The organism is Streptomyces chlorus, assembly GCF_042655885.1.
GTDB lineage: Bacteria > Actinomycetota > Actinomycetes > Streptomycetales > Streptomycetaceae > Streptomyces > Streptomyces chlorus.
The window spans coordinates 58,778-78,901 of sequence record NZ_JBHSOA010000021.1 but is presented as its reverse complement, the minus strand read 5'-3'; the positions used below and the strand labels follow the sequence as shown (position 1 = coordinate 78,901).

The 20,124-nt window shown below is 71.6% G+C and carries 15 protein-coding genes and 2 pseudogenes; 10 read left to right on the top strand and 7 right to left on the bottom strand.

Annotated elements, in window-relative coordinates; genetic code table 11:
* Positions 1-510 (top strand): DUF4291 domain-containing protein (locus ACFPZI_RS11255; protein ID WP_381361625.1); only part of this gene is annotated, 510 nt, incomplete at its 5' end.
* 191 nt (positions 511-701) lie between these two features.
* On the opposite strand, the gene ACFPZI_RS11250 is transcribed toward ACFPZI_RS11255, so the two are convergent.
* Positions 702-2,507 (bottom strand): multicopper oxidase family protein, encoded by a 1,806-nt coding sequence (locus ACFPZI_RS11250; protein WP_381361623.1) that lies wholly within the window; start codon positions 2,505-2,507, stop codon positions 702-704.
* Between the two features lie 824 nt (positions 2,508-3,331).
* Between ACFPZI_RS11250 and ACFPZI_RS11245 the strand changes: the two are divergent.
* Positions 3,332-3,412 (top strand): annotated as a pseudogene (locus ACFPZI_RS11245) (DUF4291 family protein); the annotation flags it as partial.
* Positions 3,413-3,517: 105 nt separating this feature from the next.
* On the opposite strand, the gene ACFPZI_RS11240 reads toward ACFPZI_RS11245, so the two are convergent.
* Positions 3,518-4,117 carry a hypothetical protein gene (locus tag ACFPZI_RS11240; RefSeq protein ID WP_381361621.1) on the bottom strand — a complete coding sequence of 200 codons (600 nt, stop codon included), beginning with the start codon at positions 4,115-4,117 and terminating at the stop codon, positions 3,518-3,520.
* A 277-nt stretch (positions 4,118-4,394) separates the two neighbouring features.
* Here ACFPZI_RS11240 and hmgA point away from each other — a divergent pair, with 277 nt between their 5' ends.
* The 3 genes from hmgA (at position 4,395) to ACFPZI_RS11225 (ending at position 7,857) form a co-directional block, all read left to right on the top strand.
* Entirely contained in the window at positions 4,395-5,708 is a 1,314-nt protein-coding gene (hmgA, locus tag ACFPZI_RS11235; protein WP_381361618.1) for a homogentisate 1,2-dioxygenase, read from the top strand.
* 108 nt (positions 5,709-5,816) lie between these two features.
* Positions 5,817-6,566 (top strand): GntR family transcriptional regulator, encoded by a 750-nt coding sequence (locus tag ACFPZI_RS11230; protein WP_381361615.1) that lies wholly within the window; start codon positions 5,817-5,819, stop codon positions 6,564-6,566.
* 25 nt (positions 6,567-6,591) lie between these two features.
* Positions 6,592-7,857, top strand: coding sequence for a type ISP restriction/modification enzyme (locus ACFPZI_RS11225; RefSeq protein ID WP_381361612.1), 1,266 nt, complete (start codon positions 6,592-6,594; stop codon positions 7,855-7,857).
* 62 nt (positions 7,858-7,919) lie between these two features.
* Here the strand turns inward: ACFPZI_RS11225 and ACFPZI_RS11220 are convergent.
* The 4 genes and pseudogenes from ACFPZI_RS11220 to ACFPZI_RS11205 all read right to left on the bottom strand — a co-directional run.
* Positions 7,920-8,368: pseudogene (locus tag ACFPZI_RS11220) on the bottom strand (TetR/AcrR family transcriptional regulator C-terminal domain-containing protein); the annotation flags it as partial.
* Between the two features lie 304 nt (positions 8,369-8,672).
* A complete protein-coding gene (locus tag ACFPZI_RS11215) occupies positions 8,673-8,945 on the bottom strand; it encodes a hypothetical protein (RefSeq protein ID WP_381361609.1) in 273 nt (90 codons plus the stop codon).
* A 127-nt stretch (positions 8,946-9,072) separates the two neighbouring features.
* Positions 9,073-9,924, bottom strand: coding sequence for an anti-sigma factor (locus ACFPZI_RS11210; protein WP_381361606.1), 852 nt, complete (start codon positions 9,922-9,924; stop codon positions 9,073-9,075).
* Positions 9,921-10,466, bottom strand: coding sequence for a sigma-70 family RNA polymerase sigma factor (locus ACFPZI_RS11205; protein ID WP_332426371.1), 546 nt, complete (start codon positions 10,464-10,466; stop codon positions 9,921-9,923). Before ACFPZI_RS11205 ends, ACFPZI_RS11210 begins: the two co-directional genes overlap by 4 nt.
* 240 nt (positions 10,467-10,706) lie before the next feature.
* Between ACFPZI_RS11205 and ACFPZI_RS11200 the strand changes: the two genes are divergently transcribed.
* The 4 genes from ACFPZI_RS11200 to ACFPZI_RS11185 all read left to right on the top strand — a co-directional run bounded on the left by ACFPZI_RS11200 (position 10,707) and on the right by ACFPZI_RS11185 (position 17,508).
* Complete coding sequence (locus tag ACFPZI_RS11200) at positions 10,707-12,239, top strand: DUF4331 domain-containing protein (RefSeq protein ID WP_381361603.1); 1,533 nt, start codon at positions 10,707-10,709, stop codon at positions 12,237-12,239.
* Between the two features lie 215 nt (positions 12,240-12,454).
* Complete coding sequence (locus tag ACFPZI_RS11195) at positions 12,455-14,134, top strand: tetratricopeptide repeat protein (RefSeq protein WP_381361600.1); 1,680 nt, start codon at positions 12,455-12,457, stop codon at positions 14,132-14,134.
* Positions 14,131-15,771: a HoxN/HupN/NixA family nickel/cobalt transporter gene (locus tag ACFPZI_RS11190; RefSeq protein WP_381361597.1), complete on the top strand. Its 1,641-nt coding sequence runs from the start codon at positions 14,131-14,133 to the stop codon at positions 15,769-15,771. The genes ACFPZI_RS11195 and ACFPZI_RS11190 overlap by 4 nt, the downstream gene beginning before the upstream one ends.
* Positions 15,772-15,822: 51 nt before the next feature.
* Positions 15,823-17,508: a serine/threonine-protein kinase gene (locus ACFPZI_RS11185; RefSeq protein WP_381361594.1), complete on the top strand. Its 1,686-nt coding sequence runs from the start codon at positions 15,823-15,825 to the stop codon at positions 17,506-17,508.
* A gap of 95 nt (positions 17,509-17,603) precedes the next feature.
* Here ACFPZI_RS11185 and ACFPZI_RS11180 read toward each other — a convergent pair whose 3' ends face one another.
* A complete protein-coding gene (locus tag ACFPZI_RS11180; protein ID WP_381361591.1) occupies positions 17,604-18,410 on the bottom strand; it encodes an SGNH/GDSL hydrolase family protein in 807 nt (268 codons plus the stop codon).
* A gap of 880 nt (positions 18,411-19,290) precedes the next feature.
* On the opposite strand from ACFPZI_RS11180, the gene ACFPZI_RS11175 reads away from it, so the two are divergent.
* Entirely contained in the window at positions 19,291-20,124 is an 834-nt protein-coding gene (locus ACFPZI_RS11175) for a glycosyltransferase family 2 protein (protein ID WP_381361589.1), read from the top strand.

Sequence of the window (20,124 nt, the reverse complement as noted above, 5' to 3'; positions counted from 1 at the left end):
CCTGCCCGCCGCCTGGAAGGTCTATTCCCTGACGCGTGGAAGCGGGACCGGATGACGTGGATCAAGCCGTCCTTCCTCTGGATGATGTACCGCTGTGGCTGGGGCACGAAGGCGGGGCAGGAGACCGTCCTGGCTGTGGAGATCACGCGCGACGGCTTCGAGTGGGCGCTGCGCCACGCATGCCTGTCCAGCTACGTGCGCGGGGTGTACCCCGACCGCGCCACCTGGCAGCGTCAGCTGAAACGCGCGCCCACCCGCATCCAGTGGGACCCCGAGCGCGGGCTGCACCTGCAAGCCCTGCCGTACCGCTCTCTGCAACTCGGGCTCTCCGGCGAGGCCGTACGACGCTACGCGGACGAGTGGACGGTCGCCATCAGCGACGTGACTCCACTCGCCCGTGAGATCCACGCACTCGTCAGCAGCGACAACCTGGACTCCGCGGACCGACTGCTGCCCAAGGAACGGCCGTATCCGGCCGAGGACCAATTCATGGCACACCTGCACCCGTGACCGAGCACACTCGCCGAACGGCCGACTGCCGTACATGGGTCACGTGGCAGCGTAGGCTCGCTGGGACGGGCGTCAAGCTAAGTACCCCGTTCGAGACCAGCTGGGGTGCGTCGTGCCCGACGGGCCTCGCTCCGGCGCCGGACGTGCCGTGAGTCCACGGCGGCGGGTTCCAGCGGTCTTCTGGTCGAGTGTCAGGCTGGACCGACGCGCAGGGGACGCATCATTTCGTTGTCCTCGTGTTCCAGAAGGTGGCAGTGCCACATGTACTGGCCTGCCTGACCGAAGCGTACCTTGAGCCGGGTCGTCTCCTGCGGATAAGCGAGCACTGTGTCCTTGAAACCGCGCTCCCACGCCTCCGGGGGGCGACGGCCGCCGGCCGGGAGCGCTTGCCGGTCGATGATCTGGAACTGCACTTCGTGTATGTGAATGGGGTGGGCGTCCTGCGTCAGGTTGTGGATCTCCCAAATCTCCGTCGATCCCACGGCGGGGTTCTCCGTGATGGGATCGCCCCATCCCAGTAGTTTCGGTTTGCCGTTCGGACCGATCACGCCGAGCAGAACTTCGCGGGGGCTCACGCCCGGCACGCGGGCCGAGGCCACCTCGCCGAGACTGACCTGTCGGGTGCGGTCTGCTGCACCCAGGGGCTCGAAGGGTGGCAGCGTGAGCTGTGCGGGAGGCGTCGAGGTGTCCGCCGTGACGAGCGGTTTGATCACGAACTTCATGACCTGCCCGGTGGTCTTCGGGTTCGCCGCGGGGAAGCCGTTCCCGACCGTGCCTCCCGTGAACACGGCGTCCGGTCCCTCGTTGATCAGGTACAGCTCCGTGCCGACCGGGGTCGAGGAGAAGTCGACGATGACGTCGGCGCGTTCGGCCGGGGCGAGCAGCAGTTGGTCGCGCCGAACGGGTGCGGGCAGGAAGCCTCCGTCGCTTCCGACCTGCCACAGGGAAAACTGTGCCGGTACCGGCCTGCGGGCCAATCCATCAGTGGCGATCTTCAGGATCAGGGTACGTGCGTTGCAGCCGTTGAGGAACCGGAACCGGTAACGGCGCGGCTCCACGGGCAGCACCGGCCAGGTCCTGCCGTTGGTGACCATCGCGTTGCCGAAGTACTCCGGGTTCCAGATCGGCGGTATGTCGCTGCCCGGCACATAAGGGCCCTTGAACCCGTCGAAGAGCGCCCGGCTCGCTGGATAGAACAGGGTCCCGTCGGTGCGGAACGAGCGGTCCTGGATGACGACCGGGATCTCGTGGTAGCGCGTTCCGGGCGGGTCACCGAGCCTCGGCGCGGGACCGGGCAGAACACCTTCCCCCAGGTCCGACGGCCCGCCGCGCAGCAGGTAGAAGCCCGACATTCCGGCGTACACGTTCAGCCGGGTGATGCCCAGGGTGTGGTCGTGGAACCACATGGTGGCGGCCCGGCTGTGGTTGGCGTAGTGGAAGACGGCCTCGCCCGGGCCCCAGGGCACACCGAACTTCGCCTCGGACTTCTTCGCGAACTCCTCGTAGAAGGAACCGACTCGGGCGTAACCGCGGGGAATGTCCTGCGCGTCGGGCAGGTACCAGGCCTCGGCGTATCCGTCGCTCTCCTCCGTGTTCGCCCCGCCGTGCAGGTGGGTGACGACGGGAACCGGTCCGCCGTACGGCCCGGGTGTCGAGGTGAACGTGGGGCGGGAGTCCCGCGACTTGGCCCCGCCCGGCGGGTTCGCCCAGTGGAGTGCGGGATCGACCGGCAGCAGATGCGGCAGATGTCCGCCGTTCGTGTCGACCAGTTGATTGACCCACCTGACCTGGGCCGCTCGTCCGTACCGGGCTTCGATGGTGAACGCGGGAGAGTGGAACGTTTCGGGATGCCCGGTCGAGCCGTATCCGAACACGGTTGTGGCCGGCATGCCCGGGGGAAGCATCTGCTGCCGGAACTGCCGGATGCCGATCGTGTAGATGTCCCGGCCGACCCGGCTGTCCAGCGGCATGACGGGGGGTATCACAAGTTCGGCCACGTACTTCCGTATCGCCGCCGGATCGAGGACTTCTGCTTCCGCCGGCGAAGCCCGCGGCATCGCCGTACCAGGAACGGAAAAGAGTGACGTTCCGCCTGCCAGAGTGGCCTGAAGGACGAGCCTCCTGCTGATCACTGGGCTTCTCACCTCGACTCAGGTCATCGGAGCACGGCACCAGTGGCCTCCGAGCCGGGACCCTCGGCGGGCTCGGGCCCGTGCGCGGTCGGCTGCCGGTTACCGATGATCGTCGCATCGCCCCGGTGGATGCGCACGGCGGCCGCCGGCCGCCACGGAACGCACTGGCGCCCCGCGATCACGGCGTTGTCGGCCCACTGCTCGAGCGCGTCTGCGGGCGATGGAAGCCTGTCAGGGGTTTCGACGGGACGTCCTGCTCTGGTCCATCAGGGTGACGCCGCGACCCGGCGTCTCGCTCCGCGTCGCCGGACGCCGTGGGCAGCCCACCCCGGCCTGCGGCTTCTCCTACAAGCTGACTCGCACGCTGGACGCCCCCGCGGTGAAGGTGTGGCGGGCGTGGACCACCCCCGAGCAGTATGCCCAGTGGGCTTACGCTGCTGCCGGCTCGACAGTCTGAGCGCCTTCCTGGCGTATGGAGTGACGGACTGAACCCCGCTCACAGCTCACAGTGGGCCCTGGATCACGTGGCAGGCTGGAACACGCCCGGTCCTGCCCACTGGCCGATCGGCTGAGCAGTTCGAGCTGGTCCGTCACCACGACGGGTGGTCCTGCTGAGGTGGATCCGCCAAGCCGAACGAAAAAGGGGTCACGAACGCGGCTTGACGTGGATCAAGCCGTCGTTCCTCTGGATGATGTACCGCTGCGGCTGGGGCACGAAGGCGGGGCAGGAGACCGTCCTGGCTGTGGAGATCACACGCGATGGCTTCGAGCGCGGCGCAGGCGTCCAGGATTCCGGCCGGTCGTTCGGTGCTGCGGCGCTGCACCGGGCGCGCGGCGGAGGAAGGTCGCGTGGGGTACGGGGACGGGAGCGGGCTTCATCTTGCCCTTCGGTCCTGGTCGGGTGAACCCCGGCCCCCGGCGGGGTCGGGGTCCGCCGTCTTTCGCCCTGTTGCGGTCGGGGCCGTGGTGGGGCTCGGTTCCGAGACCGTGATGTCGGCCGTGCTCTCCACCGGCTTTCCGCCCACCGCCCACACCGATTCGTCGTCCGCGTAGAGGCGGACGGTGACCTGGTGCGTGCCGCGCCGGACGGTGTGCGGGGAGAGGTGGTGGCCGGGCGTGCGCAGCAGGGCGACGAGCCGGTCGTTCACGTAGAGGTGCGCGAGGCCGCGGCCGGGCACCGCCCGGTCGGCGGTGCCGTCCGGCGAGAAGCGGAAGTTGCGCACGCGCAGCCGTACGTCCCAGCCGCCGTCGGTGTCGGGCGTGACCTCTACGCCGACCTCGGGGGCGTCCACCTCGTCCACCTCGCGGTAGGGCCGGCCCTCGTCGTCCCGCTCCTCCAGGAGTCTGCCCACCGGCGACGGCGAACCGGCGCTCTGTTCCTGTTCCTGGGCAGCACGCGAGCCGCAGCCCGCGGATCCGGCCAGGAGTACGCCACAGACCGCGAGCGCGGTGACCAGCCTCCCCGTCCACGCCATGCGGGGGAGCTTAGAACAGGCGTCCGGTCGCGCGGATCCCCCTGGAGTCGGGTTCCGCGTCCTCCGTCGGGAGGAGGGCCGGGGGGACTACGGGAGCAGGGCGACAGGGGGACTGGGGCGGGCGGCCCGGGCGGGTGCGGGGCCGGGGTGGGGCGAGCGGCATCCAGGGGGCGGGGGCCGCCGCGCCGCACGAAGCGATGTCGCGTGATCCTCTTGCGCCACGGAAATCGCAATCCTACGGTGTCACATAGGAATCGCACGCAAGGGAGCAGCGAAGATGAGCGGGGACGCGCGCAAGGCCGCCGAGGGACTCGGCCACCTTTCCGGTTTCGGCAACGAGCACAGCTCCGAGGCGGTCCCGGGCACCCTGCCCGAGGGACGCAACTCGCCGCAGCGCGCGCCGCTCGGGCTGTACGCGGAACAGCTGAGCGGTACGGCGTTCACCGAGCCGCGGGCCCACAACCGCCGTTCGTGGCTGTACCGGATCCGTCCGTCGGCCGCGCACCCGGCGTTCACCCGCACGGGCAACGGGGCGATCCGCAGCGCGCCCTTCCACCAGACGGTGCCCGACCCCAACCGCCTGCGGTGGAGCCCGCTGCCCGCACCGGCCGAGGGCACGGACTTCCTGGCCGGCCTGTGGACGCTGGGCGGCAACGGCGACGTCACCCAGCGCGTCGGCATGGCGGTGCACCTCTACCACGCGAACGCGTCGATGGACCGGGTGTTCAGCGATGCCGACGGTGAACTGCTGATCGTCCCGGAGGAAGGCGGGCTGGTGCTGCGAACCGAGTTCGGGCTGCTGCATGTGGAGCCGGGGCACATCGCGCTGATTCCCCGTGGGGTGCGCTTCCGTGTGGAGCTTCTGGACGATGTGGTCCGCGGCTATGTGTGCGAGAACTACGGCGCCGCCTTCCGGCTTCCCGACCTCGGCCCCATCGGCGCCAACGGTCTGGCGAACGCACGGGACTTCCGGGCGCCCGTCGCCGCGTACGAGGACGTCGAGCGCCCGGTGGAGGTGGTGAACAAGTTCTGCGGCAACCTCTGGTCGGCCACCTACGGCCACTCCCCGCTGGATGTCGTCGCCTGGCACGGCAACCATGTGCCGTACGCCTACGATCTGCGCCGCTTCAATGTGATGGGCACCATCTCGTACGACCATCCAGATCCCTCGGTCTTCACCGTGCTGACGGCGCCGAGCGACACGCCGGGGCTGGCGGGGGTGGACTTCGTGGTGTTCGCGCCACGCTGGCTGGTGGGCGAGGACACCTTCCGGCCGCCGTACTTCCACCGGAACGTGATGAGCGAGTACATGGGCCTGATCGAGGGCGCCTACGACGCGAAGGCGGAGGGGTTCGTGCCGGGCGGCGGCTCGCTGCACAACATGATGTCGGCGCACGGGCCGGACCGGGAGACGTTCGAGAAGGCGAGCGCCGCCGAGCTGCGCCCGCAGAAGATCGACGACGGTCTCGCATTCATGTTCGAGACACGCTGGCCGGTGTCCCTGACACCGCAGGCGGCACGCGCGGAGCATCTGCAGCAGCGCTACGACGATGTGTGGCAGGGCCTCGAGCGTCACTTCCGCACGAGGTAGTCCGGGTGGTCCGGGGTGGTCCGGTTCAATTCCGGGTGCCACAGACGGTGTCGACGCACCCCTGCGCCTCACATTGCACTGAACGTTTCCGACCGATACGGATAGCCCGTGACCTCCTTCGCGCCGGATTCGATCGTCCTGAACCGCAAGTTGCCGCTCTGGTACCAGGTGTCGCAGTCGCTGCGTGCCTCGATCCTCGGCCGCTCGCCCCGGGACCCGCTGCGCCTGCCCACCGAGGAACAGTTGGCGGGGCACTACGGAGTGAGTGTGCTGACCATGCGGCAGGCACTGAAGGAACTGGAGGACGAAGGGCTGATCACCCGGCACCGCCGGCGCGGCACGTTCATCGAGCCCGATGCCCTCCGGGGCGCCCCGGTGCGGCTGCTGGGGTCGGTGGACGCGATCGTGGCCCAGCAGTCCGGTATGACGACCGAACTGCTGGAGCACGGCACCGCGCCGGTGCCGGCCGAACTCGCCGAGTACTTCCCCGGACTGACGGAGGCGACGGCCTACCACCGGCTGCGCAGCGACGAGAAGACCGGCGAGCCGACCAACCACGCCCGCAACTACGTCCGTCCGGAACTCGCTGCCCGGATCGACCTGGAGGATCTGCGACGCTGGCCGATGACCAAGGTGCTGAGGGACGTCGTCGGGGTGGACATCAGCCGCATCACGGACACCGTGGAGGCGCGGCTCGCGGACCCGGAGACGGCCCGGCTGCTCCGGGTGCCGCTGCTCAGCCCGATCCTGCACTACACCGGCATCGCCTACGACACCGACGGCAGCCCTCTGGACGTGGCCGTGATCAACTACCGGGGCGACCGCTTCTCCTTCACGGTGACCCTGGAAGCCACCTGATCCCGCCCGCCCGTCAGGTCGTACGATGCCCAGCGTGACGCACGACGACGCTCCGCTGCTGGCGGACCTCATGCCGTGGTCCGTCGCACCGCCACGGCTCGGCCGGGGATGGCCGGCGGCACCCGATCCAGCGGCCCTGAAAGCCCGTTGGGACGCCCTGATGAAGGCCACGGGACCGGACAGGGAGGCCCTGTTGCAGCCGACCCGCTCACGGACCGGGCGCACGGCGGTGGGGCAGCTTCCGGGCCGGTCGGGCGGCACGGAGCGGCTGGCACGCGCCTCGGGTCCGTGCCCGGAGCCGGTCCGTGTGCTGCGCTCCCCCTTCGACGAACAGTGGCTGATTCCTGACCAGCGGCTGATCGACACGGCCCGCCCCGAGCTGTGGCGGGTGGCGGACGAGCGGCAGATCTTCCTCGTCGAGACCGGGACCGCCACGGGACGCGAGACACGTACACGGGGCGAACGCACGCGGGGCGGACGCACGCGGGGCGGCGCCGCCGGCACCGACGACGCCGGTGGCACCACCGGTCCTCAGCTCCTCGCCACCTCCCTGCTGCCGGTGCTCCGTCCCGGCCGGGTCCGCCCGTTGTACCGCCGGCCCGGGGGCGCGGAGCCGAACCTCGCCCCGGGCCTGTCCGGGCACCTCACGGCACGCCTCGGCCGGGAGGTGCCGGCCGTCGACGTGCTCGCCTGGATGATGGCCGTGGGGCGGCCCGGCCCCGAAGGGCTCACGGTGCCGCTCACCGGGGACGTCGGCGCGTGGGACGCGGGTGTGGAGGTGGGGCGCCGGATGCTGTGGCTGATGCGGCGTGACGGGGAGCGCCCCCGGCTCCCGGGCGGACGCCGCCCCTACGTCCGCGCCCCGCTCCCGTCCCGCCCGCCGGCCGTCCGGTACGACCGCGACGAGGAGGCCCTGCTCTTCGACGAGGGCCGCATCTCGCCGGTGCCACCGGCGGCCTGGGACTACGAGACGGCCGGGGTCCCGGTGCTGGAGCAGTGGTGCGCGGCCCGCACGGGGGAGGCCGAACCGGGGACGCTGGAGGCGATCCGTCCGGCAGGCTGGCCGCAGACCTGGACGTCGGAGCTCCTGGAGCTGATCACGGTCCTCGCCCTGCTCGCCGAACTGCGCCCTCGACAGTCCGTGTTGACGGAGCGCGCGACGGCCGACCCGATCACGCCGGCGGAGTTGCGCCGGGCGGGCGTGCTCCCCGTACCACGGTCGGCGCACGGGCCCGCCTCGGTCCTGGACGCACATGAGGAGGGGCCGGAGGGCCAGCTCGCGCTGATCTGACACGACGCACCGGAGGTCCGGACCGGACCCGCTCCCTGTCGGCTCCGGCCCGCCGGCCCTCGTCAGTGTCCGGTGCCGAAGCCGTCGAGCACCCGTCCGCGGTTCCGCTCGAACACCGCATCCGGGTCGACCGGCCCGTGTCCTCCTCGAACACCGCCGCCAGCCGCGGATAGTCACCGCTCGCGATCCGGCCGCCCGGATAGGCGATGCGTACCGCGTTCTCCTGCTCCTGCGACCAGGGCAGCGAGCGGGCCCGTTCGACGGTGGCCAGTTCGTTGGTGACGAACGTCGTCACGACGGCGTTCACCATCGCGACCAGCTCCATTTTCGTGCCGTAGGAGACCTCGAGCGGGTCCAGGCAGACCAGGCAGTGCTCCACGTAGCGCAGGGTGTTGGGGCTGAAGCCGTAGACCGGTGGCATCAGGCCGGGCATCCAGGGGTGGCGGTGCATCAGGGCGCGGGTCTGGCGCCCCACCCGGAGCATGTCGGCACGCCAGTGACCGTAGGACTCTCGCCGCACGGGAGGCCGTAAGGCTCACGAGCACAGGCCGGGGCGACAGGAGCCGGCGCCGGGAACCACAGGATCCGGGGACGGGACGGCAGAAGTCCGCGCGCCCCCGGATCACTGCCGGGTGGATCGGGGGCGCCGGGAGGAACGTGACCGGGAACGAGGTACCGAGAGGGGTGCCGGAGAAGGGCGACGCGCCTGTGCCGGAGCGCACGGATGGGCGGCGCCGCGCGCCGTGGGGTGACGGGCGGCGCGTGCGCGGTGTGCGGCGCCGGGACGGTGGGCCCGTCCGGACGCGGGCGCGGGACTAGCGGCTGCCGAGGAGCGAGCGGCGCAGCCGGCTCAGCGGGGCGAAGAGCGAGACGCGGCTCGTCCGCGCCCGTGAGCCCTTGGCTCCGCGGTCGTGCCTGTCACGCGCTGTCAGTTCGCGCATCAGTGACGTCGCCTCGGCCGCTTCCCGCTGCGGGACGGCGGGTCCCGCCAGCACCGAGAGGTGGCGGTCCAGGCGCGTACTGGTCGCGCTGCTCCCGCAGGTGATCGCAGGGACCCTGGCCCTGCCGTGCACCGTTATCTGATCCATGTCACTCCCCACCCGTACGAGTCCACCCGGCCCCGGGCAGGTTAACCCTATCGCTCCGTCCGGGCACTCGCGTATCTCGGTCGCAGGATTCACCTTCCCCGTAAGGAGGTTGACGAACACTCGTCGGTTACTCTCCGAATCCAACCGCTTTCAGGGCGAGTTGAACGACCGGCTGAGTTGTGGGCTGCGGCGATCCTCCGTCCGGCTCGACGGTTACGGCGAGTGACGTCGCGGAGATGTCGAGGTCGGAGGCGACGAGGGGCGCGTCGCTTTCGAAGAGCCCGAGGGAGCGTGGTTGTGCGCCGGGGCGCATGAGCCAGAGCTGACGCACACGTCCGTTCGGCGGGTTGTCGTATCCGCCGAGGGTGACGACGGCGCTCCGTTCCGATGCGGAAGCGATCACTCCGATCGTGCCGCCCCGCGCGTCGCGACCGCTGCTCGCGAGGGCGTCCGGAGCGGCGAGAACGTGGGCGATCTCACGCGCCCGATCCCGTTCGGCGGTCAGTTGGTCCTGGGTCTGGTTCGCCTGGACGGCGAACAGCGCGGCGACGACGAGGGCAGCGGCGGCGGTGGCCGTCGCGAAGGGCACGAACAGCGGCATCCGGCGCCGCCCGCCGGTCTGCGGCACGGGCCCGGTTCCCCATACGTGGGGCGGGAGTTGCGATGCACGCGCGCCCGTCTGCTCCTGGGATCCAGGGGCGGGGACGGGGGCGGGGGCGGGGTCCTGTGGGGTGGTCCGTACGGCGGCCATGACCCGGTCGCGCAGGGCGGGTGGCGCGGGGGCGGCCGTGGACCAGGCGAGGCGGACGGCGTCCTCGGCGAGGACGCGTACCTCGGCGGCGCAACGGCGGCAGGTCGTCAGATGCCTCTCGAAACGGACGCGTTCGGCGGGTTCGAGTGCGTCGAGCGCGTAGGGGGCGGCCAGCGAGTGGAGGTCTTCGCGGCCCCCGCGGCCCAACAGCCGGTCCAGGAAGTTCATGCGGCACCTCCCAGGCAGTGGCGCAGTCGGGTCAGGCCGTCGCGCATGCGTGTCTTGACCGTACCGAGCGGCAGGGAGAGCCGCTCGGCCACCTCGCGGTAGGTGTAGCCGTCGTAGTAGGCGAGGGTGACCGACTGCCGCTGCAGCGCGGTGAGCCGGTCCAGGCAGCGGCGCACCCACTCGCGTTCGAGGCCGGCCTCGACCTCCTCGGCGACCTGGTCGAACGCGGGCCCGCTGCCGCGCCGGGCGGCTTCGCGCTGCTCGCGCTCGCCTGCCGCGCGGGCGCTGCGCACCCGGTCGACGGCCCGGCGGTGGGCGAGGGTGAGCACCCAGGACAGTGCGCTGCCCCGCTCGGGGTCGAACCGGGCGGCGGAGCGCCAGAGTTCGAGCAGCACCTCCTGTACGACCTCCTCCGACTGGGCGGGGTCGCGCACCACTCTTCGTACCAGCCCGTACACCGGCCCGGACACCAGTCCGTACAGCGCCTCGAATGCCTTCTGGTCGCCCCCTGCCACCCGCACCAGAAGCTCGTCCGCCTCCAACGCGCACCCCCCTCTCCCGGCCCCTTCGGGCCACCCGGTCACCCGGGGCACGCGCAGCGAACGTGCCTCCGGAGGGGAATTACGGATCAGCGGACCGAAAACGCGGGTCGAACGGCGAGAAATGCTACGGGCGTTCAGCCGCGGCGGACCGTCGAGACGTTTTCGCCTCCCGACCAATCCGGTCCGGGCACGGCTCCGAATCCCGATGCGTCAGGCAAGTTGGCACTGAGGACGGACGGCATGACACCTAACTCCAGGACCGGCGCGGGACGCAGGAGCCTCGCGACCCTGATCTGTGGCGCGCTGGCCGCCGGTGGGCTCGCCGCCGCCGGCACGGCAGCGCTGGAACCGGGGGCGGCCGCCGCCTCCAGTCACCGGGAGGCCCCGCTGATCTCGGGCACTCCGCAGTACGACAACACCGACCTGTACGCGTTCGTCAGCCCCGACAAGCCGGACACGACGACGATCATCGCGAACTGGATCCCGTTCGAGGAGCCGGCCGGCGGACCGAACTTCTTCACGTTCGCCGAGGACGCGCAGTACGACATCCACATCGACACCAACGGTGACGCGCAGGGCGAGCTGCTGTTCCGCTACACCTTCAGAACACATACGAAGAACAAGAAGACGTTCCTCTACAACACGGGCCCGGTCACCGGCCTGGACGACCCGGACCTCAACATCACGCAGACCTACGACATCGAGCTGCTGAAGCTGAAGGACCAGCACCTGGTGTCCCGTACGAAGATCGCGGACGACGTCCCGGTGGCGCCGTCGAACGTCGGCAAGGCGTCCATGCCGGACTACGACACGCTCCGCGAGCAGGCCGTGCACGAACTGGCGGGCGGCGTCACGACGTTCGCCGGGCAGGCCGACGACCCGTTCTTCCTGGACCTGCGCGTCTTCGACCTGCTGTACGGCGGGAACCTCTCCGAGGTCGGCAACGACACCCTCAAGGGGTACAACGTCAACTCGTTGGCCCTCCAGGTGCCGACGGACATGATCGCCGAGTCGGCGGACCAGCCGGTCGTCGGCATCTGGTCCACGACTCAGCGCAAGAACGCCAAGGGGCAGTTCACCCAGGTGTCACGGCTGGGCAATCCGCTGGTGAACGAGGTCGTCAACCCGCTGAAGGACAAGGACACGTTCAACGCGTCCGCGCCGTGGGACGACGCGCAGTTCCTGAAGAACGTCACGAACCCGGAACTGCCGAAGCTCATCGAGGCGATCTACAAGATCGAGGCGCCCGCCGAGCCGCGCAACGACCTCGTCGACGTCTTCCTCAAGGGCGTCGAAGGGCTCAACCAGCCGCCGCACGTGACGCCGTCGGAGATGCTGCGCCTCAACACGTCGATCGAGCCGGCGGCCGAACCGAAGCGGCTCGGTGTGCTGGACGGCGACAACGCGGGCTTCCCCAACGGGCGCCGGCTGACGGACGACGTGATCGACGCGGCGCTCCAGGTCGTCGAGGGCGAGCTGGTCGGCGCGGCGAACGACCTCGGTGACGCGGTCGACGCCAACGACAAGGAGTTCGGCGCCTCGTTCCCGTATCTGGCCACCCCGACGGAGGGGTCGCGCGGTCCGCTCGCCGAGGGCGTGGACAGCGGCAACGACGTACGCAATCAGCTCGGTGACGCGCTGCGGCCGGCCGGGGCCGGGGGCTCCGACGACACCACCCTGATCGCCGCGTCCGCGGGTGCCGGAGCCTTCGGAATCCTGCTGATCGGCGGGGCCCTGATGTGGTGGCGCAGGATCCGCGGCCGGGCGTACTGAGCCACCGCGCCCACCGGGGCGGGGCGGGACCCGGGGCTCAGGGCTCCGGCCTTCCCTCCCCCACCGGCAGGCGGGCCTTCCGGCCCGCCCCGGTGACAGGCGCGGCCCGTCCCCTCCATCCCCCGCGGCACGGGCCGCGCCGCCGATCCCCCGCACCCAGCGAGCAAGCGGGCAAGCGGGCAAGTGAGCAAGTGAGCAAGCAACCGAGGAGAGGCATGCCTCCGCGTACGAACGACCACGTCCCGGGGAGCGGCCGGGACACCGGGCCGGCGGAGCCCCCAGGGCTGTCCGGGCCCTCCGCGCCCACCGGGCCCGTCGCACCGCCGGGGACCACGGACGCGCGGCCGGGCACCGGCGACCGGGCCGACGCCCGCACCGGCACCGAGTCCGAGGCCGCCCCCCGCACCGGGACCGGGACCAGGGCCGAGGGAGCCGAGGCCACCGCCCGCCCCGAGTCCGGGACCGAGGCAGCCGGGATCGGCCCGGAAACCTTCCCACCCGGCGTGCGCATGGCCGCTCTGCGCCGGTTCTCCGCCGCCGCGCGCCGCGCGCGCGGCGCGCATCTCACGGTGTGCGCCGCGTTGTTGGCGGTCGCGATGACCGCCGGAGCGGTCGCCGTCGGCGGCAGCCGGGACGGAACACAGGCCGGAGCGCGGACCGGTACCGATGCCGCTCCCGCGGCCGGGGCGCTCGCGGCCGGTGTGCTCGCCGGGGGCGACCTGGACGCGGGGATCCGTGCCCTGCAGTCCCATCTCCGCGCCCAGCCACGGGACGTCGGTGGCTGGGCGAGCCTGGGGCTCGCCTACGTCGAGCAGGCGCGGACCAAGGGGGACCCGTCACGCTACCCGCAGGCCGAGCGGGCGTTCGACCGCTCCCTCGCGCTCGAATCCGGCAATGAGCAGGCCCTGGCCGGCCGTGCCGCCCTCGCCGCGGCCCGGCACGACTTCTCCGGCGCCCTGAAGTACGCCGACCGGGCCCTGAAGCAGAACCCCTACAGCGAGCGCGCCCTGTCCTCCCGTGTCGACGCCCTCGTGGAGCTCGGCCGGTACGACGAGGCCGCCGAGGCCGCCGACACCGCGGACAGCAGGCGGCCGGGGGTGCCCGTCTTCACGCGGTACGCGTACGTGCGGGAGCTGCGCGGTGACGTGCGGACCGCGCGCGAGGTGCTGGAACGGGCCCTGGACGGCGCGTCCACGCCCGCCGATGTGGCGTACGTGGCGACCGCACTCGGCCAACTGGCCTGGAACCAAGGCGACTACGAGACCGCGCTCACCCACTTCGCCCGTGCCCTCGCCGCCGACGAGGACTACCTCCCCGCGTTGGAGGGCCGGGCCCGCGCCCAGGCCGCCGGCGGCGACCGCGCGGGCGCGATCGGGACGCTGGAGCAGGTCGTCGCCCGTTCCCCGCTGCCCGGCCCGCTGGTCACTCTCGGCGAGCTGTACGAGGCCCGGGGCGCCGCCGGCGACCGTACGAAGGCAGCCGACCAGTACGCCCTCGTCGACGCCCACGCCGCCCTCGCCCGCGCCGGCGGGGTCAACGCCGATCTCGACACCGCGCTCGCCGCCGCCGACCACGGCGACCCCGAAGCGGCCCTGCGCGCGGCTCGCGCCGAATGGGACCGCCGGCACAGTGTGCACGCCGCGGACGCCCTCGCCTGGGCGCTGCACCGGAGCGGGCGCTCCGAGGAGGCCCTCCCCTACGCCCGCCGGGCGACGGCCACCGGCTACCGCAACGCCGTCTTCCTCCACCACCGCGGCGTGATCGAACTCGCCACCGGCCACGACGGAGACGCCCGCCGGTCCCTCACGGCGGCCCTGGAACTGAACCCCGGCTTCTCCCCCCTCGGCGCCCGCACGGCCCGTGCCGCCCTCGAGGACCTGGAGGCGGCACGGTGAACCTCCACCGCTCCCCGGCCGACGGCACCGGCCGCCGTCTCGCCACCGGCGCCGCCGTCCTCGCCGCCGCCTGCGCGCTCACGCTGGTCCCGGCGACGGCGGCGAGCGCGCATCCGCTCGGCAACTTCACCGTCAACCGGTACGACGGCCTGGTCGCCGCGCCGGGCGAGCTCCGCGTCCACCATGTCGAGGACCTCGCCGAGATCCCGGCCACCCAGGCGAAGCCGGACGTCGAGGAGCTGGGCACGGCCGAGTGGGCGCGTCGGCGATGCGCCGGCGCCGCCCGCGACAGCGAGGTCCGGGTGGACGGGCGTACGGTCCCGGTCACCGTGCGGAGCAGCCGCGCGCGCGTGCGCCCCGGTCAGGCCGGGCTCGACACGCTGCGCGTGGAGTGCGGGCTGACCGCTCCGCTGCCCGAGGACGACACGGTGGACGTCTCCTTCCGCGGGGCCGGGGCGTCCTCGGGTCCCGGCTGGCGGGAGGTCACTGCCCGCGGCGACCGGATGACGCTGGCCGCGTCGAACGTGCCCGAGACGTCGCTGTCGCGTGAACTGACCCGCTATCCGGAGGAGTTGCTGGCCTCACCGGCCGACACGGCGACCGCGTCCCTCCGGGTACGCACGGGCGGGCCGGCGCTGGCGGGGAAGGAGAAGGAGTCCGAAGCGCCCGCCGCCTCCGTGCTGCCCCGCGGCGCGGACCGGTGGACCCGCGCCCTCGACGACCTCGTCGCCCGGCAGGACCTCACGGCGGGGTTCGCGGCGCTCGCGCTGCTGATCGCGGTGGTCCTCGGCGCGATGCACGCGCTCGCGCCGGGTCACGGCAAGACGCTCATGGCCGCGACGGCGGCGGCCCGGGGCGGCAGGGCGCGGCTGCGGGACGTCCTGCCGATGGCCGCCTCGGTGACGGTCACCCACACCCTCGGCGTGGTGGCGCTCGGCCTGCTGGTCACGGCCGGTTCGGCCGCCACGCCCTCGGTCGTCGCCTGGCTCGGCATCGCGAGCGGGGCCCTTGTCATCCTGGCGGGCGCGAGCCTCCTCCGCCGGGCCCTGCGCAACCGGAACACCGCGCAGGGCCATCCGCATCACCACGGGCACGAACAGGGGCACGGCCATGACCACAGCCACGAGCATGGGGACGGGCACGGCCACACGCACGACCGTGCCCACGGCCGCGGGCACACCCAGACGGACGGCGCTCACGAGCACCCCGGCCGCGCACACCCCCACCCCGCCGAGCATGCCCCCACCATCGAGCACACCCACGGCGGTCGCACCCACACCCACTCCGTCGCCCCCACGCTGCGCGGCACCATCCTGCTCGGTCTCGCCGGTGGGCTGGTGCCCAGTCCGTCCGCCGTGGTCGTGCTGGTGGGCGCCGCGGCGCTCGGTCAGGCCTGGTTCGGGCTGCTGCTCGTCGTCGCGTACGGCGTCGGACTGGCCCTCACCCTCACCGCCGCCGGGTACGCCGTGGTGAAAGCGGGCAGCGGCGTGAACCGGCTCCTGGCCCGGCGCCCGCGCTGGACCGCACGCCCGATGGTCGCGCTGGTGCGCCGGAGCGCGCCCCTGGGATCGGCGTTCGTCGTCGTGGCTCTGGGGGCCGGATTGGTGTTCAGGGGGGCTGCATCCGCGCTGGGCTGAGCTACTTTCATGAGGAAACGGAGAATTCGCCCGGATGCGATGGGGGGCGCCATGTCCGAGGAACCGGGCAGTGAGCGGGTGATCGCGGGCCGGTACCGGTTGCTGTCACCGCTGGGCGAGGGCGGTATGGGGACCGTGTGGCGGGCCCGTGACGAGGTGCTGCACCGCGAGGTCGCCGTCAAGGAGGTCCGCGCCCCGGCCGGGCTCCCGGCGCCCGATGTGGAGCGGATGTACGCCCGGCTGGAGCGGGAGGCGTGGGCGGCCGCCCGGGTCGCCGACCGCAATGTGGTGACGGTGTACGACGTGGCGACCGAGGACGGACGCCCGTGGATCGTCATGGAGCTGGTCCGCGGCCTGTCCCTGGCCGAGGTGCTGGACGCCGAGGGCCCGCTGGACCCGCAGCGTGCCGCGCGCGTCGGCGCGGAGGTGCTCGCCGCGCTGCGCGCCGCGCACGGCGCCGGGGTGCTGCACCGCGATGTGAAGCCCGCCAACGTGCTGATCGCGAACGACGGGCGGATCGTGCTCACCGACTTCGGGATCGCCACGGTCGAGGGCAGCTCCGCGCTGACCATGACCGGTGAGGTGATCGGCTCACCCGAGTTCCTCGCCCCGGAGCGGGCGCTGGGCCGCACCCCCGGTCCCGAGTCCGACCTCTGGTCGCTCGGCGTGCTGCTGTACGCGGCGGTCGAGGGCAGCTCGCCCTTCCGTCAGGACACCCCGCTGAGCACGCTGCGCGCGATCGTCGACGAGGAGTTGCCGCCCCCGCGCCGGGCGGGGCCGCTGGCCCCGGTCATCGAGGGCCTGTTGCGCAAGGACCCGGCCGAGCGGCTGTCAGCGGTGCAGGCGCAGCAGGACCTGCGGCTCGTCGGCGCTGGGGGTACTCCCTCCGGGGGAGGTACACCGGGCACCGGTACAGCGCGCGCCGGCACGACGGGACCAGCCCCGTACGTCCCCACCGTGACCACTCACGCGTACCCGCACGCGCCCCCCTCTCCCCGGCCCACCCCGGCGACCCCGACACCGTTCCCGTCCACGTCCGCCGGGAACACCGCGGTCGCCCGTCCCGGGCGCAGTCGCCGGGCCGCCGTCGTCCTGGTCACGGGCGTGGCCGTACTGGTCCTGGCACTGGCCGGTCTGACGTACGCGCTGCTGAACCGTGGGGACGGCGCGGACGGCCGTACGGGCGGGGCGAGTTCGTCCACGCGGACCGGCGACGACAACAACGGGGCCGGGAACGACGGCGGAACCGGGCAGACCGGCGGCCCTGCTCCGGCGACCTCCGAGCACGACGGCGAGAGCGGCGAGGGGGAGGGGGGCGACGGCGAGGAGAGTCCCCCGCCGCAGCAGTCGGTGCGGGTGACGGTGAAGGGCACGTACACGGAGTACTCCGGCACCTGTCCCCCGCCGAAGGAGCAGTCGCCCTCGTTCACGGCGACGTTCACGGTGGGACGGCTGCCCGCGGAGGTGTCCTACCGCTGGGTGGGCGAGGACGACTCGGTGGCCGACCCGGGGTGGCGGACGCTGTCGTTCCCGGAGGGCGGCGGGCGTACGAAGCAGGACACGGTGATCGTGACGACGTACCCGGAGTCCGGGACGTTCGAGAACAGCATCGGGGTGGAGGTGCGGGAGCCCGTGCACACGACGTCGGACCCGGTGCCGTTCTCGGTGACGTGCGAGACGGAGACCCCGTCGGACGGGGCCTCCTCCTCTCCTACCGGTTCGGCGGCCGCTCCCTGAGAGAGGGGGCCTCGAGGGAAACGGCCTCGGTGAACGGGATCTCGGGGGACGTGGCCTTGAGGGAGCCGCCCCGAGGAAGGCGGCTCCCCGGCGGATCAGGCCGCGCTGTTGAACGCCGGGAGGTAACCGCCGGACTGGCCGGCCGCCTTCGGGTGGTAGGACTCGCCGATGTTGGTCCAGTTCACGCTGTGCAGCCAGGAGTTGCTGGAGCAGATCTCGTGGCCGGTGAACGGGGTGCGCACGTCGGCGAAGGTGAAGCCGTGGGCGTTGACGCGCTGGGCGGTGGTGCTGTTGAGGAGGTCGGCCGCGTCGTTGATCGCCGCCCGCTTGGTTTCGGAAAGGCCGACGCAGGTGGCGCCGAGCTTGTAGAAGCGGGGGTAACCGAGGACGACGACCTTTGCGTTCGGGGCCCGGTTGCGGATGGCCGAGTAGACGTTGTTGAGCTTGCCGGGCAGCGTCGAGGTGACGTACGTCCGCGCGGTGGCGATCCGCGAGAGGCAGGTGCTCTCGGACTGGAGCACACAGGTCGTCATGACGTCCGCGAAGCCCGCGTCGTTGCCGCCGACGCTGAGCGAGACAAGACCGGTGTTGGCGCTGAGCGGGCCGAGCTGTCCGGCCAGAACTTCATCCGTTCGGGCGCCCGAGCAGGCGGTGAAGTCGAAGGACGAGGGTGAGTTGGCGGCGGCCCAGAGGTACGGATAGGCCTTCGTGCTGCGCTTGCAGTCTCCGCTGGAGCTGATGTAGCTGCCTGCTCCGACGCCGGAGGAGTAGGAGTCGCCGAGCGCCGCATAGCCGTCGGCGGCGGCCTGTGGGGACGCGTGAGCCGTGGCTGCCCCGGTGAGGGCGGTGACGACGGCGAGGAGGATGGAACCGAGATAGACGGAAAGTCGGGAACGTCTCATGGAACCTCCCTTTAGCAGGATCTCTGCCGCAACCTTCATAGCGACTACGCGCGTTGACTGGAAGTGTCCATGCCAAAAACGCTGACCCCTCCTCAGAACCCCCGCAACTTGTTCACCATGCAATCACTGAACAACCACCGAGCAACCACCACCGGACCACCCTCGGGCCACTGCCGAACCGTCACGAGGCCGCCATCGGACCACCGTCGCCGACCACCGGACACCTGTTCAATCCCGGACGAATTCAGGCCTTGGGGCTGTTCGGCCCTTGACGCCCACAACGGGCTGCGTCAGATTGAAGCCCGGCATCCGACGCTTCGGGGGGCAAAGTCGGCCATGCAGACCATCCGCACCCGCACGACTCTTCGCGTGAGCCGCCACCGCACGGTCAAAGCCGCACGGCCGGAGCAGCTCGGCCGGAACCAACCGACCGCCCCCGAGGCGTGGTTGCATCCGTACGCCACGGCGGCATGCTGATGGCCAAGATATGGCCAGAGGCATACGTAACAGTCAAAACAACAAAAACGTGAGCCCTGGTTCCAGGTCTTGCCATACGGGTTCAATCGTCAATACCGTCATACATTGCAATACATCTCACCCGCATCGGTCCGTCAGTACGCGGCTCCAGGGGAGGGCTCAGGACCGCGACGTACCGGCGCGGGGCGCGGTAGGGGGGTGCCGTGCTCGGTGACCGCAAGAGGGACCGGGCCGGGCCGCGCGGTCGGCCGGCATGTGCCGCGGTCGGCCAGTTTTGCCAGCTCACCCGGCGTGCACGGGGCTTTTTCGCGTCGTGCGCGGGTGAGAACCCCCCTTTCGAACCGGACGAATAGCCGGGCTGCCCAGGGGCGGGCGGCCCACCGGACGAGAGGGAACCAGACTCATGAGTTCCGTTCTGCAGCCGGCGACCGCGGATCAGGATCCGCCGGCCACCGGAAAGTACCGGCCCGTCTCCTCGCACCTGGCCATCGCACCACCGGTGAGCGTGGTGATACCGGCCATGAACGAGGCGGAGAACCTGCCGTACGTCTTCAAGACGCTTCCCGACTGGATCCACGAAGTGGTCCTGGTCGACGGCAACTCCACCGACAACACCGTCGAAGTGGCCCGGGAGTTGTGGCCGGCCGTCAAGGTCGTCGAACAGCGCGGCAAGGGCAAGGGGGACGCCCTGAACACCGGGTTCCAGGCCTGCACCGGCGACATCATCGTGATGGTCGACGCGGACGGCTCGGCGGACGGCAATGAGATCGTGTCGTACGTCTCCGCCCTCGTCTCGGGCGCGGACTTCGCCAAGGGGTCCCGCTTCGCCAACGGCGGCGGCACCGACGACATGACCTTCATCCGCAAGCTCGGCAACCGGATCCTGTGCGGTGTCGTCAACCGCAAGTTCGGCGCCCGCTACACCGACCTCTGCTACGGCTACAACGCGTTCTGGCGGCACTGCCTGGACAAGATCGACCTCGACTGCACCGGCTTCGAGGTCGAGACCCTGATGAACATCCGGGTCGTCAAGGCCGGGCTGAGAGTGCAGGAGATACCCAGCCACGAGTACCTGCGCATCCACGGCACGAGCAATCTGCGGGCCGTGCGGGACGGGTTCCGCGTCCTCGGGGTGATCCTCGGGGAGCGTTCCAACCGGCGTGCGCTGCGCCGCCGCCCGCACCACTCCCCGCACCACTCCCCACTGCTCGACACGGTGCGGGGGAAGGTGTCTTGA

Coding starts and splice junctions, on each gene's coding strand:
- ACFPZI_RS11175 (WP_381361589.1), top strand. CDS start 19,291: ATGAGTTCCGTTCTGCAGCCGGCGACCGCGGATCAGGATCCGCCGGCC.
- ACFPZI_RS11195 (WP_381361600.1), top strand. CDS start 12,455: ATGCCTCCGCGTACGAACGACCACGTCCCGGGGAGCGGCCGGGACACC.
- ACFPZI_RS11185 (WP_381361594.1), top strand. CDS start 15,823: ATGTCCGAGGAACCGGGCAGTGAGCGGGTGATCGCGGGCCGGTACCGG.
- ACFPZI_RS11215 (WP_381361609.1), bottom strand. CDS start 8,945: ATGGATCAGATAACGGTGCACGGCAGGGCCAGGGTCCCTGCGATCACC.
- ACFPZI_RS11210 (WP_381361606.1), bottom strand. CDS start 9,924: ATGAACTTCCTGGACCGGCTGTTGGGCCGCGGGGGCCGCGAAGACCTC.
- ACFPZI_RS11200 (WP_381361603.1), top strand. CDS start 10,707: ATGACACCTAACTCCAGGACCGGCGCGGGACGCAGGAGCCTCGCGACC.
- hmgA (WP_381361618.1), top strand. CDS start 4,395: ATGAGCGGGGACGCGCGCAAGGCCGCCGAGGGACTCGGCCACCTTTCC.
- ACFPZI_RS11180 (WP_381361591.1), bottom strand. CDS start 18,410: ATGAGACGTTCCCGACTTTCCGTCTATCTCGGTTCCATCCTCCTCGCC.
- ACFPZI_RS11240 (WP_381361621.1), bottom strand. CDS start 4,117: ATGGCGTGGACGGGGAGGCTGGTCACCGCGCTCGCGGTCTGTGGCGTA.
- ACFPZI_RS11225 (WP_381361612.1), top strand. CDS start 6,592: ATGCCCAGCGTGACGCACGACGACGCTCCGCTGCTGGCGGACCTCATG.